This window comes from Streptomyces sp. NPDC088246, from assembly GCF_044741025.1.
In the GTDB taxonomy this organism is placed as follows: domain Bacteria; phylum Actinomycetota; class Actinomycetes; order Streptomycetales; family Streptomycetaceae; genus Streptomyces.
This window is the reverse complement of sequence record NZ_JBIURV010000099.1, coordinates 1-13,661: the sequence shown is the minus strand read 5'-3', so window position 1 is coordinate 13,661 and position 13,661 is coordinate 1. Positions and strand designations below refer to the sequence as shown.

The window sequence follows — 13,661 nt, the reverse complement described above, 5'->3', positions numbered from 1 at the left end:
CCGGATGCGGTGAGAGTCGCACGTCCGGTTCGGCGAGCGGCTCGGGGAAACGGAGCCGGGGAAATCCCGGCCACCGCGCCCCGGGCCGACTCTCCGTCAACGGCACCCTCATGCTGCACCGGCGCCTGGCCCGCGACTACGATCACCGGCCCGACAACGCGGCCTCCCGCGTCTACTGGGCCTCCACCGCCGGCATGCTCCGGCGCCTCACCGTCCCGAGCCCCGTCTGGCGGGACGAGATCGAGCTGGCCGCGTGAACATCAGCGAACTCCTGCGGCTGCTGCAGACCGAACACGACGAGACCGCCGCACGAGCCGACAACCTACGCGAGCAGATCGAGCGGCTCACCACCGCCCTCGCCGAGACCGAAGCCCGCCTGGCCGAGCTCGCCGCCACCCGCAAGGTCATCGACGGCCTCACCCCTCCCGACCACGCAGCGGCCCCCGCGGAAACCGCCACCGCCACCGTCTACCAGCGCATCGTGACCACATTCAACGAGCACCCCGGGAGGTGTTCCGCGTCCGCGATCTGCACGAGCACCTCGGCCTGCCCACCGACGAGCCCTCGATCAACGTCACCCGCTCTCGCCTGGGCCGACTCGTCCGCCAGGGACTCCTCGAACAACCCGGACGCGGCCGCTACCAGAAACGGACTTAACGCCCTCTGACACGTCTTCGGCGGCCGCGTCAGGCTTGAAGCCGGCAGCGGGGCATGTGCGGTCAAGGGTTGGCCAGGTATGCGGCTGCCGTGTCTACGGATGTGTCGTGCGCCGCTCCGGCCGCGTTGTTCGCGGCGGCGTGGCTTTGTTCATGAGCTACGACAGCGGTTGTTCACGTCTTCGGGAGGCACCGAGTACCGGCAATGGGTGACCACAGCGGATCCGCTACCAAGATGCCCTCGTGTCGGCGCGTGCCACGTGGCTTTCAAGGGGCGAGCAAGGGGCCGAAAGTCTGTCGGCCGATGCGCTCGGCGGTCGGCTGGTCGACTACCTGGCCGGGGACGTCGGGGTGCTGACTTGTCCAGGCGCGGGCGTTCGCGGCATCGGTGAAGAAGTTCAGCGCGTCGCAGCAGGCCGAGGCGGCGGGCCCGCCTCCGGGACGCTGCCCGACGAAGACCACCGCGGTGGCCGGTTCCCCCCACGCTGTGCCGGTGGACGAGGTGACGGTGATGGGGTCGCCGCTGACCGGGTCGACGGAGGAGATCACCGCGTCCTGGCCGAGCATGGCCGGGATGCCAAGGGCGTCGATGGCGCACATCGACCAGACCTCTACACCGCTTTCCAGGCGGACCCTGTGGCGGGTGGGGGCGGCGGAGAACGGGTAGGCGGCGCGGATGTTTCCGGTCTCGTCCAGGGTGAGGAAGTCCTCGTCGGCCAGCTCGGTAATCACCTCCATAGCGTTCCTCCCGGCCCCGGCCGCCACCGGCTGAAGCATCTGCGCGTCGGGAGCGGCTCCCGTGGCGGCGAAGTGGCGCAGGATCTGCTGGTGCACCGCGCGCAGGCCGTGTTCGGCAGGCGCCAGGCGCCCGCGGCCGGCCCGGCCGACCACGTCCAGCGGCTGCGGGGTGCAGCAGTCCGAAGCCCCCGCATTACGGGCCTGCGGGGTCGCCCCGGCGAGGGCCTGCCGAAGGGCGGACTCGTCCGGTACGCCCGACACGGTGCCATCGGCGTCCCTGTAGAGGCGGCACGAGAGGCTCGGCACCGCCCCGGGCGGCGCGAACGGGTCGGTGCCGTCGATCAGGACCGTCGGCGACCCGTACATGCCCAACCGGGCGGCCTCGCCCTCGTCAGCCACCTCAACAAGCTCCACCTGAGCCTGTCGTCCATCCAGAGCGGCGGTCACTCTCTCCAGCGCGGGCTGCACGTTCGGGCAATCCGCCACCGTCAGTACCGTGATTCGCATCTGCCCTGTCCTCCTAGACCGTCGTCCGCCTTCCGAACCGACGGTAGACCTTCCAGCGCACTGGAAGGTCAAGGGCTAGCCTGGAGATATGCGTATCGGTGACCTCGCCGCCCGCACCGGGCTGACGACCAAAACCATCCGCTTCTACGAGGGCAGCAGCCTGTTGCCCGCACCACCACGCACCCCGGGCGGCTACCGGGACTACCCCGATGACACGGCGGCCCGACTCGCGTTCATCCGCGACGCCCAGCGTGCCGGTCTTACCCTCGCCGAGATCCGCTCGATTCTCGCCCTGCGCGACGACGGCCACGCACCCTGCACCCACGTCACCGACCTCATCCACGAGCACCTGGACGACATCGACCGACGTATGGCCGAGCTCGCCGCCACCCGCGAAGCACTCCGCGACCTCGCAGCCCGCGCAGCAACCACCGACCCCGACGCCTGCGGCGCGGACGACATCTGCACGATCCTCAAGCCCGCACGGCCGTAGGCCGCTGTCCAAACTCGTGAACATTAAGGCCAGGGCCGAGGGGCCAACCGCCTCCGAAACTGACGTCGAAGTGCTGTCCGTTCTCATGAACAGAGCCACTCAGGCTCGCAACGAAGTCTGGGCTCCAGCGCATCCAAATGGCACGGCGGTACTGCCAAGGCGGCACCACCGAGCCGGGCACCGACAGCGTGGACGGTTCTGCGCCCGTTCTCTCCGGTTCGCGTTTCACCGCTGGCCCTCAAGGGCATCGCGCCTGTCAGCGCACAGGCCGTCCGCTTCCTGTGGCAACACGATGAACGCGGTGCCCTTGGTCAGGTCGATGCTGGAGCGGGGCGGCGCACCGTCGCTCGCGTCGTCCCGCCGCAGCAGCTCCACCCGCCGCTGCTCCAGCTCCACCGTCTTGTTTCCGTTCACGACCGCCGTGAATTCATCGAAGGCCGTGTTCGACAACGACCGCCCCGTGCGCCTGCGTAGCCACGGGATCAAGCCCAGCCCCGTGATCCATCGCCACGTGTTCTCTGCCAGGGCGAACAAGGCCAGCAGACACACGAACGCCGGAAACGACATGGCCCACATCGCCACAGCTAGCCCCCCATCGTCTTCAACACAGTTGACTGCCGGGAAACGTCGGAGGGGTCGGCGTCGTTCCCATCCCGTTGCCCAAGTGGCTCCCGTTCACCCTGTCGAAAAACAGCGGGCGATCCGGCTGTCGTGGCGACCGGCTGCTGTCCGCTCATTTTTGGGTGGCGGGTGCCTGTCCTGGATCACGAAGATGGTCTGCATGGGGTGTGACATACATGGCTTCATCGAATGCCGCCGTGGCTATCGCGACTATGAGAACGACTCGTACTGGCATGCCGTCATCAATCTGGATCACCTGAACGATGTGCGGGACTACGACGCCTTCGGATGCCTCTTCGGGGTCCGCAACGATTTCGGGATCCTCAGCGATGAAGCCTTCGAACCGCTCGCAGCCGCCCGCGGCCTTCCACACGATGTGTCGAAACGTGTCCGTGATCTGTACGAGGACCACGAGGGGCACAGCGCAACCTCGATCAGCTGGGCAGAAGTCGAGAAGGTCAACTGGGATGAGCTGTCCTTGCAGCCGGACCCCTACGTACACGAGCACCGTCGTAACGCCGACGGCGGCTGGCTATTTTTCGAACGGCACTTTGGGGCTCCGCAGGCGTTCCTCGATCTCTGCGGTTGCCCCGAGGACATCGCCGCCAGGGCCGGCCTCCACTTCCCCGAAGGCACCCAATGGCCCGACGGCGACCGGCTGTTTCGCATAGGCCGCCTCAGGCGTAAAGACGTCGTCCGTCCGGACGGGCAGTGGGAGCCCGTCTGGACGGTCATGCGTACTCTCGCGGGTCTGCACGGGAACGAGGCGGTCAGGCTCGTCGTCTGGTTCGACAGCTGAGCAGGGCGATGAGCCTCTGCGCGATGCCCCGCGGCCGCCACCCGGGTACTGGAGCGGGGCGGCTGGCGTGTCCCCGGTCCCCTGGACGGGGACTCCACCGTCGTCGGACGGCCCTGTACACCGCGACTGTCGAGAAGGCTGGCGAGCAGCCGTCGGGGGGTTAGAGCCTGTCCGGGCGATCATGGGCGCCCGTCGTGCAGCCGCCGGGCTGACCTCTTTGGGTCGGCCCGGTCTGACGACTCAGGAGTGACAGAGTAGGTCGAGGACGACGGCCTCGGCGTCGAGGCCGTCGAGTTAGCGGTTGGCTTGTTCCCAGTGGCCGTCTGTGTCCGCGTCCATCCACGAGCCATCGAGGGTGACCAGGGTGAAGCCGGGCACGGCGCACCGGACCGGCCACAGCCGGGCTTCCTCGTGTTCCTGCGCGAAGTATGCGACCGGGGCGTTGAGAGCAGGAACGACGTGTTAAAGTGCGGGTCTCCCGCGACGGCCCGCCGGGCTACGTCCTGCACCAGCGGCTGGGTCAGATGCTCCTTCCTGGCGTCTGCCAGGGAGTACCTTTCAGGATCGGCCTCGTGGCGGGCGAGGAAGTCGGCGAGCGGGCGGGCCGGCGGGTGTATCGCGGTCAGCTCGGTCCAAGCGGCGAGCAGGGCGTCATGCGTGCGCGCTGCTCGTTTCCGCACACCATCGTCACCGGCTCGCCGAACTCCCGCACGTGATGGGGCACCCTGAATCTCCCCACCTCGTACTCAGGGTCTCCCCGGACCTGCTCACCTTGCCTCCCCATCGACGGCGCGCTGACTTGAGGTCGGATGCCACAGCGAAGGGGCCGCCCGACAGACGGCCCGGTCCGGACGCGGCGGGACAGGGCGGGCGTCCCGCCGCAGCACCGGTTCTGCTGGGTGGCCGTCACTGATGGGGGATGTCGATGCCGGCTGCGCGCAGGTTCGCCTCGACCAGCGTGTTCAACCGGGCGATGGACGGTGCCTGGTCTTCCCGGTGGTGGTTGACCAGTCCGTACCGGGAGGCGGCGTCGGACTGGTTCTGAAACCCGGTCGGCATCGCCAGCAGCGCGCGGTTGGCCAGCAGCTTGTCGGCCAGCGTGAACGCCACCTCCTCGATCCGCGGGTCGTCCGGATCCCAGTACCTCGCATCCAAGCCGCGCTTGGTCAGCTCGACGGACTGGGGATCGTCCAGCGAATGTTCGAGCCGGGTCAGGAAGCTGTCGAAGATCTCCGGAACCAGCGTCCGTGCCAGCACCAGAGCCTCCCGTTGACCGGCCACGTAGTCGGGACTGAAGCCGAGATCGGGGAGTCGGTCCAGGACCGCGCAGGCCCGGTCGGGCAGCAGGGCCCGGTCACCATGGTCGAGACGGTGCAGCCTGTCGCGGCGCGCGGTCAGGTCCTCGATCTGTTCGGTGAGCCGACGATGGACGTCGTCCAGGGTGGCGGCGAACCGTTCGGGATCGGCGTCGAGCAGGTCACCGATCTCGGCCAGCGGCACACCTGCCCCGGCCAGGGTCCGGACCTGGACCAGCCGGAACAGGTCGGCCGAGAGGTAACGCCGGTAGCCGGAACCGTCGCGTTCCGGCTCGGCGACCAGGCCGAGCCGGTGATAGTGCCGCACGGTTTTGATCGTGACGCCGACGAACGCGGCCGCCTGACCGATGGTGAGCCCGTCTGTCATCGGTTCGGGGCACCTCCAGATCGTGGGCGGCCGCGGTCTCGCGAGCCGCGTCGGCGACGGTCGGAGTCCTTGCGCAGGATCGAGCCGCGGGCGCCGGCGACCTTCGCGCTCTCCTTGAGGCAGGGGTTGCGGACTATCACACGGGTGAGGATAGCGCGCGTCTGTTCCGGCCCATCCCCCTGCTGCCGGGGTCGGCAGCTGAGGCGACCACATACCGCACCGGGACGGTCGGACCGGCCGGGGGCGGCGCGGATTACATGGGCATCGATGGCGATCTCGGCGTGCCGGCCGGCGCGGACCGCGGCCAACGCCTGGTCCAGACCGGGGTGCTTGCGATCGGTGCCGGTCACCCCGTCATCTCGATACAGGTTGACCTTGACCTTGGGTCAAGGGTGCAGGCTCTTCGCATGGCCGCCCGAAGTGGCCAGGTAGCCACCAAGGCCGCCGTGAAGTCCAACACGGTGGACAAGGAGATTCATCATGGGAACGAACAACAGCGGCTTCTCCGAAGCAAGACTGCGCGACGTGCTGGCACGGCATGTCGAGTCCAAGAAGATTCCCGGGCTCGTCGCCCTGGTCAGCCGCGGCGGTCGGACGCACGTCGAAGCGATCGGGACGATGCGTCATGACGGTGGCGCGCCGATGCGCCGGGACACGATCTTCCGGATGGCGTCCACCTCCAAGCCGGTCACGATGGCGGCGGCGATGGTCCTGCTCGACGAGTGCAGGCTGCGGCTGGACGAGCCGGTGGACCCGTGGCTGCCCGAACTCGCCGACCGGCGGGTACTGAAGCGGCCCGACGGCCCGCTGGAGGAGACCGTGCCGGCGCGGCGGCCGATCACCGTACGGGACCTGCTGACCTCCACGTTCGGGCTCGGAGTGGATTTCGATCTGCTGGACTCCCCGATCAGGGCCGCGACGTTCGAGCGTCTCGACTACAGCGTGGCGTCCGGCCCGGCGCCCGACCCGGACGAATGGATGCGCCGCCTCGGCGAGCTGCCGCTGTCGTACCAGCCCGGAGAGCGGTGGCAGTACGACCTCAGCAACGAAGTACTCGGCGTGCTGGTCGCCAGGGTCATGGGGCGGCCGTTGGAGACGTTCCTGCGCGAACGCATCCTCGATCCGCTGGGGATGAAGGACACCGCCTTCCACGTGCCCGCCGACAAGATCGACCGGCTGCCACCCCTCTACGGGCCCGACCCGCAGACCGGAGAGTTCCTCGTGTGGGACGAGGCCGAAGGCGGAAGGACCAGTCGGCCTCCGGCGTTCCAGGGCGCCGGCGGCGGGCTGGTCTCCACCGCCGACGACTACCACGCCTACTTCCAGATGCTACTGAACCACGGCATGCACGGCAGCGAACGGATCCTGTCCCGGCCCGCCGTCGAGCTGATGACCACCAACCGCCTCACACCCGCGCAACAAGCCGCCCGGGACACCATGTACAGGAACATCGCCCACATCACGGTCGGCCAAGGCCAGCAGGGCGGCTGGGGCTTCGGGATGGCAGCGCGCACCAGTCGCGGCGACTACGCGCCCATCGGCCAGTTCGGCTGGGACGGCGGTACCGGCACCACCGCCTACGCCGACCCGGGCAACCAGCTCACCGGAATCCTGCTCACCCAGGTCGGGATGTCCACCCCGGACTCGGCGCGCCTCATCCACGACTTCTGGACCACGCTCTACCAGGCCACCGACTGACATCGCGCTCGCTGAGCTTGGCGTGGCCGGTCCACATGCGCCGACAACGGCTCGCCCAAGGTGGCGACCCGGCATGCCAACCTGAGAGGCGCTCACTTCCGCTCCCCACTCGGTTCAGGAAGGGAGCAAGTGGGGCGACGAACAGCCCTGGCCGATCCCAGAGATCCCCATCACCGGCGGCTTCGGCCAGGGGAGCGAGCTCGGAGATGAGCTTCTTCCGTTCCTCCTCAGGCAGCGCCTTGTGGGGATGTGCCGGGAGGACGGTCGTTGCCGATCAGCCCGGAGGGCGGCTACGGCGTCGCTTAGGCGTGAGGTTCTGCCGCGGCATCGAGATCGCGGGCACGGGCGGCGACCGGCGGCGTCAATCGGTGGGCCAGCAGGTCCAGGGCCTCGGCGACCTCGCGGAGGATGTCCGGGTCCGGGGCGGTACCGTCGGGGCCGGACAGGGCCATGGCAAGGGCGTCGTCGATGGTGGTAGCGCGGACCTCGGCGACCCGGGCGGAGGGCTTCGCAGTGGGGCGGATGAGTCGGCGACGCCGGTCGGCCGGGTCGGGCTCGGTGTTGACCGAGCCCGCCTGCTCCAACCGGGCAACGGCGGTGGAGACCTGACTCTGCGGCAGGCCTGTCCGCGCGGCGATTTCGCCGACCGTTGTCCCGGGGTGGGTGACGAGGTCACCGAGGACAACGACCACCGAGCGGATCGATCCCTGCGAATCCGACGTCGGCCGGGGCATCGCCTGGTCGCCGATCTTCATGAGAGTGCGTCCCAGGAGGAACAGTTCGACTCCGTTCATGACCGCAAGGGTACATCGAAATAGATGCATCTATTTCGATGCGTTACTGTCGTGGCGTCAGTCGGAGATGCCGACGACAGCCGGCAAGGGGGACCCGCCATGACCACGACCGCCGCCACCATCCGCACCCTCTCCGTCCCGGGCGCAACCCTCCACTGCCAGGTCGAGGGCACCGGCCCCGTCCTCCTTCTGTCCCAGAGCGGCGAGGGTGATGCGGACCGCACGGTCGACCTCGTCCCGTACCTGGCCGACACCTTCACGGTCGTCACCTACGACCGCCGCGGCCTGTCGCGCAGCACTCTCGACGACCCCGCCCGGCCCGTCACCATGGCCGACCACGCGGACGACGTCGCCCGGTTGCTCGCCGAGGTCACCAATGGGCCGGCGCTGATGGCCGGGTTCAGCATGGGCGCCGCGATCGGCCTCCAGGCCGTGGCCTGCCACCCGGGCATGTTGAGCACACTGATCGCACACGAGCCCGTGATGCCGAACCTGCTGCCCGAGGCAGACCGTGCGGAGCACGCGGCCGAGCTGACGGCCATCCAGGATGCATACGCCGCCGGGGGCCTGACGGCGGCGTTCCCGGCGATCGCCCGGCACCTCGGCATCGACCTGGCGCACGACGAGGCCGAGGAGGGCCTCACCCCTCAGCCGCTGACGCCCCGCCGACAGGCCAACTTCGGGTTCTTCATCGGAACGGAGTTCACGGCCGTCACCACGGACGGCCTCGACCCGGCGGAGCCGGTGCGGGCCGCAGCGCGGGCCGGAACGCGGATCATCCCGGCGACGGGCCGGACGACCCGGTCGGTGGTACACACCTATCGCTGCGCGCTGGCACTGGCGGCGCGACTGGGCGCAGAGCCCGTCGAGTTTCCGGGCGGCCACAACGGGAACACCGCATTCCCCCGGGCGACGGCACAGGTGCTGAAGGCCGTGCTCGGGTGGTGACCTCCTCCAGCGGCACACGCGGAGCCCCCAGCGTGTGTTCAACCGTGGACAACGGACGGCATCGAACCCTGTCCATCACTTCGGCTCGTACCACCAGCCAGGCCCGTTGGGCAGGGTCGGGACGGCCTTGGCCAGCGCCACCTTGATCGGGAACTCCACAGAACCGATCCTGCGAGCCCCGCACCCCCGGAGCGCGCCGGGCGGTCCGTACGGCCTACTCGTCCACCAGCCCCGTCTGCGGGGTGCAGATCTGGCACGGCTCGATGTCCGGCTCCGCCAAGGCGATGATCGCCTCGTGGCGGGTGAGGTACCCGAGCTCGCTCGTGTACAGCCCGCATCCTCCGCGGTGCAGCACCGCCATCTCACCCGACCGCCGGGGCTGGTTCTTCCACGACTGCTCGGCCCGCGCCCGCTGCCGGGCACGCAACTCCTGCTGCTCCTCGATCTCCAGCTCCCGGACCCGGTTCCGGACCTGACGCAGCTGCCACTCCAGCCACTGCTCCAGCGTCCGGTTCTTGTCCAGGTCAGATATGCCCTCGGGGCCGGGCACGGCTGCGCCTCCCCGTCGGGCTGCTCGTGGGCGTGCTTCAGCGCCATCCGGGCCTCCGCCACACCGCCGTCGAGCGTCGACCAGAACGGGTGCGTCGACACCTCGATACTCAGCCGGAGAAGCTCCGCCTGGAAGCGTCGGACCTCCGTAGCCTGCTGCTCCGTGTACCCCGGAGAGTCCTCCTTGTGGGACCGGTAGGAGGTGTGGAGCTGCTTGTCGCCCTCCCATCCGGGCATCGGCTCGGCCGACCACGGGAGAGTCTTGGCGTACTCCTCGTACGTGGCGCGGGTCTGGTGGAGGGCGAGCTGGGCGTCGCGCAGGGCCTGCGGGAAATCGAAGGGCTGTTCTTGGGCACGCGCTAATGCTACGTATGTTCGAATATTGGATGCGGATGACGCGCCGGACTCCCACACCACACCACCCTCCTGACCGCCACCACCCATCCCTGCAACAATGGCCCAGGCCCCACTGCCACCCCCCGTCGGTGGGACCACCATTTCCGAGGCGGAAAGAGATCCCGACCGGCACGGAACAAGGTTGACGGCCGCAGAGAAGTCCGGCGCAAGACCCGCCTCGCGAGCCGCCGCGAGATTCCTGGGCCACGGCAATCCTCTGACCGGTACGGTGTTCGTCGGTTGGGTTCGGTTCGCCACCCAGTGATCGGTTCTTCACCCCAGCCCCCTGTACCCCGGATCAGCGCTCTGGCCCGGGGTACGGCCGTGTCATCACCCGGACTGTCAGCTTGGTCCTGCATCCTGTGCCCATGGCCGACACCTTCGTCCACGCCCCGCATGCGTGGAACGCCGCGCAGCTTCGCGAAGCGATCAAAGACCTGCCTGATGACGCTCCCATTCGCATCGGTGTCGCCGACGACCCCGGCAACTTCGACTGCTACGCCACCTACGTGCTCGTAGACGCCGAACACGTTGAGAGCTGGTGGCCGGCCACCTCCAATACGCCCGAACGCACCGAAACCGAGAAGGCGCTCACCCTGTTCGCTGACTGGACAGCCGACAGGTGCGAGCTGCTCGGCTAGCTGTCGCTGTCTTCCGGGTCGCCCCGCGAAGGCCACCGCCAAGTGGAAGGCCAGTATGTCTGACCAGCCCACTTCGCCGTCCCCAGCCATCGAGTTGGTCGTTTCCGCCACCGCGGTGGACATGATCAGCCCCCGCTGCTGCGTCCCGCATTCGTAAGGAGTCCGCACTGAGTGACACCGACCCGATTGTGCCGATCGAGGTCCACGCGCTGGCCGTCAACCGGGCGAACATCTCGAACGCACGGAGCTTCGAGGAGTCCGATGCGGGTGTGTTCTTGCAGTGGCAGCTCCCCGAGGCCCTCACCCAGCCCGACAACGGGCAGATCGACTTCCCTCTGGTGCCGAACCGCTGGCTGGTGGTTCGCTACCACGGCCCGGCCAACGCACGCCAGGCCGCCGGCTGGGTTGTCCACAGTGACTTCCTGGACAACGACGGTCCGCAGTGGGGGGCGCGTGGCACCGCCCGGAGCCTCGCCTTGTACGACAGTCGGACCGGGCCCGCCGCAACGGGGAGGAGACTCGACCTGAGGGTCGGCTCGTGGGTCGAACCGGAGGGCCCCGCGGAGGGGCTGTTCCTCACTGCGGTCGGCCCCGGCCTGCCGACGTTCGCCGCCTACCAGCCCTACAACCAGGACGTCTTCTCCGTCCACGACTCCCTGGTGTACCGCAACGGGGATCCCGCCCTCGTCGACGGCACCCTCAGCTACCTGGTCGCCGGCTGGTACAGCGACGACGGCGCCGACAGCCTGTCCAAGTCCGCCGGTATCGGCGACTTGCTGCCTCCCGACCCGGCCGAGCTGTCCCCCGAGCCGGCCCGGCTCGCTGGCATCCTTGACGCTCTCGGCCGGCAGCCGTCCGGCTCCTCCCAGACCCCGCGCACTCTGTACAGCGGTACCGCCCTCGGCGTGGCCTGGCAGCACGACGCAGACAGCCGTCCGTAAAGCTGCTTCCTGGCCGCCTGCGCGACGGCCGCGTCAGTCGCAGGGAAGTGCCATAGCAGCAGGAGTCCACCCTGGAGTCGCTGCTCGTCGAGCTGGATCTGTGGCAGAGGCTGTGAGCGCGGGGGTGGAGAGACCGGGTGGGCTCAGGGAGCCGCAGAGCCGGTGGGAGTACGCGGTGTCCGGGGCCGACCAGCTGGTGCTGTGGCACGGGCGGACCCGTCCGGGATTGCTGGACGACCCGCTCCGGACCCGGGCGGTAGTACTGCTCGGGGCCTGCCTCGCTGACCGTGCGACGGCCGCCGGCCTGGACGGTGCGGCGGTTGCCGAGGTCCGGCTCGCTGATGCTGCGGACGTGTTGGAGAGGTACGTCGTGTCCGCACTGGAGTCCTGCAGGACGGTCCCGGGCGGTGTCGGCGAGGATGTCGTCGACGAGCTGCTGAATGCTTACAGGCAGCTGCTGTTCGAGGAGGCCCGCCATGTGGTGCGCGAGACGCTGGCGCACCACATGGCCGACGGCGGTCCGCGCGTCCGCCTTGTTGCGTCAGGCCCTGCTCGACAACCGGGGCCTGCAGTCGTCGTCGTGACTCATGACGGCGAGGAATCGGATGGTGCGTCGTCCGTGCGGCCAGTTCCGAGAGTACGTCGCGGGCTCTGCGGGGCCGGGATAGGGGCCCCAAGCACTCCACGGGCCCGCAACTCGCTGAGGTCTGGGAGATGGACGCCGGGCAGTGCGTCGAGAAGGTCGGCCTCGGCGGCACGGATGCCATGAGCGGGAGCCTCGGGGCCTGAGCCCAGGGTGCGGCGGGCGGTCACGATGATCACCGTAAGGGCCCGAGGTCGCGTCTCTGGTCGCACTCCTGGTCGCGCCTCAAGTCGCGCTTCCGGTCGCGCCTCTGGTCGCACCGGAAGCCATCGCCGAGGACGGCCCCGCAGGGCCCTGACCTGGGAGACAAGGGGACGTTTGGTGAGCTCGCCGGACGCCGACTACTTCCCTGGAGAGCCCTCTACGCGGCGGCCCACTCGTGTGGCCGACCCCCGCGCCACTCCACCCATGAGGGGTCGTCGAGAAGGGGACCCGGGTCATCGAGCCCGGCTCGTCGCAGGAACTCGATGACGTCGATGTCGCTGCACTTCACTGTCCACCGGATCGTTGGCAGCGGGGATCTGTGGGTGAGCGAGTGCGTCATCACGTACGACGGGGTGCCCACCTACTCAGTGAGCCTCATGGAATTTGCCCACGGGCATGTGGTTGTTGAGCGACACTGAAAATGCCGACGGGTGCGGCACTGAGGATGCCGACGAACGAGGACGAAACGCCCCGCTGGGAGTGGTCCCAACGGGGCGGTTGTCGGTGAGGTGTCGTTTTGGTCGGCAAGGTGTCGGGGCGGTTCATGTGGGCTTTGCGCGTCACCTGGCAGCCAGGTGACTGGACATCACCTTCGTGTGAGGGCAGTGCTGGCGTTGATGGCCCAGTGGTTGGCTTGTAGAACTCGGTCCGCGAATGTCACATTGCGTTCGTCGATGAACTGGAAGCCGAGAGATCGGCAGATGCCGTTCGAAGGGCCGTTGCTCGCTGCCGGAAATGCGTGCACGAGCCCCCAGCGGCCCTCGTCCCGTGCCTGTTCGAGCAAGGTGCGGACCGCGAGTTTGGCCAGTCCGCGTCCCTGGAATTCCGGCAGGACCATCCATCCGATCTCCGACATGGGCCCGTCCTCGGCGTCGTGAGACCATATGGTCACCGTTCCCGCCACGACTTCAGGTGCGGCGGGGTCAGGGATGATCATCTTGGTCCAGTCGCGATCTGCCGTTGCCTTGTGGACGTCGCGTCGGACTTTGTCCTCCATACCTTCGCGTGGCAGTGGTCCGCCGAGGTCGGCCATCATGGCGGGATCGCACCGCATTCTGACGTATGCATCGACGTCATTGAGCTGGACGTTTCGCAACTGCATTGGCTTCTCCTTGCTCCCTGGACTGCTCAAATGATCCGACATGACGACCATCGGTGGTCTCGTGTCTCCTTTGCGCGGTCTGAAGCGGCCCTTCGGCGACTCGGCGGCCAATCCGTCTGGTGAACCCGCGTCCTTGGTTCAGGCCCCGGTGTCCTAGTAGGGCTTTGTTAGGTACCCCAAGTGATCCTCGTTGGATAGATTGTGATCTTCTTTCAGTTGTGACTCCTGAGGAGATGGAAGAGGTCCGT

The 13,661-nt window shown here is 68.4% G+C and carries 14 protein-coding genes and 1 pseudogene; 9 read left to right on the top strand and 6 right to left on the bottom strand.

Translation table 11 applies throughout. The features are described from left to right. Positions 1–257: pseudogene (locus ACIPEK_RS45050) on the top strand (hypothetical protein); the annotation flags it as partial. After that, positions 254–667 carry a PspA/IM30 family protein gene (locus ACIPEK_RS45045; protein WP_402008558.1) on the top strand — a complete coding sequence of 138 codons (414 nt, stop codon included), beginning with the start codon at positions 254–256 and terminating at the stop codon, positions 665–667. The pseudogene ACIPEK_RS45050 and the gene ACIPEK_RS45045, both read left to right, overlap by 4 nt. Before the next feature lie 256 nt (positions 668–923). On the opposite strand, the gene merB is transcribed toward ACIPEK_RS45045, so the two are convergent. Next, positions 924–1,901: an organomercurial lyase gene (merB, locus tag ACIPEK_RS45040; protein WP_402008556.1), complete on the bottom strand. Its 978-nt coding sequence runs from the start codon at positions 1,899–1,901 to the stop codon at positions 924–926. A gap of 88 nt (positions 1,902–1,989) precedes the next feature. Between merB and ACIPEK_RS45035 the strand changes: the two genes are divergently transcribed. Further along, positions 1,990–2,394 carry a heavy metal-responsive transcriptional regulator gene (locus tag ACIPEK_RS45035; protein WP_402008554.1) on the top strand — a complete coding sequence of 135 codons (405 nt, stop codon included), beginning with the start codon at positions 1,990–1,992 and terminating at the stop codon, positions 2,392–2,394. 225 nt (positions 2,395–2,619) lie between these two features. On the opposite strand, the gene ACIPEK_RS45030 is transcribed toward ACIPEK_RS45035, so the two are convergent. Then, positions 2,620–2,970, bottom strand: a complete 351-nt coding sequence (locus tag ACIPEK_RS45030; protein WP_402008560.1) for a DUF6191 domain-containing protein — start codon at positions 2,968–2,970, stop codon at positions 2,620–2,622. Between the two features lie 88 nt (positions 2,971–3,058). Here ACIPEK_RS45030 and ACIPEK_RS45025 point away from each other — a divergent pair, with 88 nt between their 5' ends. Together ACIPEK_RS45025 and ACIPEK_RS45020 are read left to right on the top strand one after the other, a co-directional pair. Then, positions 3,059–3,814 carry a hypothetical protein gene (locus ACIPEK_RS45025; RefSeq protein ID WP_402008552.1) on the top strand — a complete coding sequence of 252 codons (756 nt, stop codon included), beginning with the start codon at positions 3,059–3,061 and terminating at the stop codon, positions 3,812–3,814. A 572-nt stretch (positions 3,815–4,386) separates the two neighbouring features. After that, positions 4,387–4,530, top strand: a complete 144-nt coding sequence (locus ACIPEK_RS45020; protein WP_402008550.1) for a hypothetical protein — start codon at positions 4,387–4,389, stop codon at positions 4,528–4,530. A gap of 190 nt (positions 4,531–4,720) precedes the next feature. Here ACIPEK_RS45020 and ACIPEK_RS45015 read toward each other — a convergent pair whose 3' ends face one another. Next, positions 4,721–5,497 carry a MerR family transcriptional regulator gene (locus tag ACIPEK_RS45015; RefSeq protein ID WP_402008548.1) on the bottom strand — a complete coding sequence of 259 codons (777 nt, stop codon included), beginning with the start codon at positions 5,495–5,497 and terminating at the stop codon, positions 4,721–4,723. 480 nt (positions 5,498–5,977) lie between these two features. On the opposite strand from ACIPEK_RS45015, the gene ACIPEK_RS45010 reads away from it, so the two are divergent. Beyond that, positions 5,978–7,195 carry a serine hydrolase domain-containing protein gene (locus ACIPEK_RS45010; protein ID WP_402008546.1) on the top strand — a complete coding sequence of 406 codons (1,218 nt, stop codon included), beginning with the start codon at positions 5,978–5,980 and terminating at the stop codon, positions 7,193–7,195. Between the two features lie 302 nt (positions 7,196–7,497). On the opposite strand, the gene ACIPEK_RS45005 is transcribed toward ACIPEK_RS45010, so the two are convergent. Further along, positions 7,498–7,989, bottom strand: coding sequence for a MarR family winged helix-turn-helix transcriptional regulator (locus tag ACIPEK_RS45005; protein ID WP_402008544.1), 492 nt, complete (start codon positions 7,987–7,989; stop codon positions 7,498–7,500). A gap of 99 nt (positions 7,990–8,088) precedes the next feature. On the opposite strand from ACIPEK_RS45005, the gene ACIPEK_RS45000 reads away from it, so the two are divergent. Next, positions 8,089–8,937 carry an alpha/beta fold hydrolase gene (locus tag ACIPEK_RS45000; protein ID WP_402008542.1) on the top strand — a complete coding sequence of 283 codons (849 nt, stop codon included), beginning with the start codon at positions 8,089–8,091 and terminating at the stop codon, positions 8,935–8,937. Between the two features lie 214 nt (positions 8,938–9,151). Here ACIPEK_RS45000 and ACIPEK_RS44995 read toward each other — a convergent pair whose 3' ends face one another. Continuing rightward, entirely contained in the window at positions 9,152–9,487 is a 336-nt protein-coding gene (locus ACIPEK_RS44995) for a DUF6233 domain-containing protein (RefSeq protein ID WP_402008540.1), read from the bottom strand. A 763-nt stretch (positions 9,488–10,250) separates the two neighbouring features. On the opposite strand from ACIPEK_RS44995, the gene ACIPEK_RS44990 reads away from it, so the two are divergent. Beyond that, entirely contained in the window at positions 10,251–10,523 is a 273-nt protein-coding gene (locus tag ACIPEK_RS44990) for a DUF6225 family protein (RefSeq protein WP_402008538.1), read from the top strand. 188 nt (positions 10,524–10,711) lie between these two features. Continuing rightward, a complete protein-coding gene (locus ACIPEK_RS44985; RefSeq protein ID WP_402008536.1) occupies positions 10,712–11,464 on the top strand; it encodes a hypothetical protein in 753 nt (250 codons plus the stop codon). 1,433 nt (positions 11,465–12,897) lie between these two features. Here ACIPEK_RS44985 and ACIPEK_RS44980 read toward each other — a convergent pair. Further along, positions 12,898–13,413 (bottom strand): GNAT family N-acetyltransferase, encoded by a 516-nt coding sequence (locus tag ACIPEK_RS44980; protein WP_402008534.1) that lies wholly within the window; start codon positions 13,411–13,413, stop codon positions 12,898–12,900. Positions 13,414–13,661: the final 248 nt, after the last annotated feature.

Bases quoted from the DNA above. Each gene is read 5' to 3' on its own strand.
- ACIPEK_RS45015 (WP_402008548.1), bottom strand. From the start codon at position 5,497: ATGACAGACGGGCTCACCATCGGTCAGGCGGCCGCGTTCGTCGGCGTC.
- ACIPEK_RS44980 (WP_402008534.1), bottom strand. From the start codon at position 13,413: ATGCAGTTGCGAAACGTCCAGCTCAATGACGTCGATGCATACGTCAGA.
- ACIPEK_RS44990 (WP_402008538.1), top strand. From the start codon at position 10,251: ATGGCCGACACCTTCGTCCACGCCCCGCATGCGTGGAACGCCGCGCAG.
- ACIPEK_RS45030 (WP_402008560.1), bottom strand. From the start codon at position 2,970: ATGTGGGCCATGTCGTTTCCGGCGTTCGTGTGTCTGCTGGCCTTGTTC.
- ACIPEK_RS45005 (WP_402008544.1), bottom strand. From the start codon at position 7,989: ATGAACGGAGTCGAACTGTTCCTCCTGGGACGCACTCTCATGAAGATC.
- merB (WP_402008556.1), bottom strand. From the start codon at position 1,901: ATGCGAATCACGGTACTGACGGTGGCGGATTGCCCGAACGTGCAGCCC.
- ACIPEK_RS45000 (WP_402008542.1), top strand. From the start codon at position 8,089: ATGACCACGACCGCCGCCACCATCCGCACCCTCTCCGTCCCGGGCGCA.
- ACIPEK_RS45010 (WP_402008546.1), top strand. From the start codon at position 5,978: ATGGGAACGAACAACAGCGGCTTCTCCGAAGCAAGACTGCGCGACGTG.
- ACIPEK_RS45035 (WP_402008554.1), top strand. From the start codon at position 1,990: ATGCGTATCGGTGACCTCGCCGCCCGCACCGGGCTGACGACCAAAACC.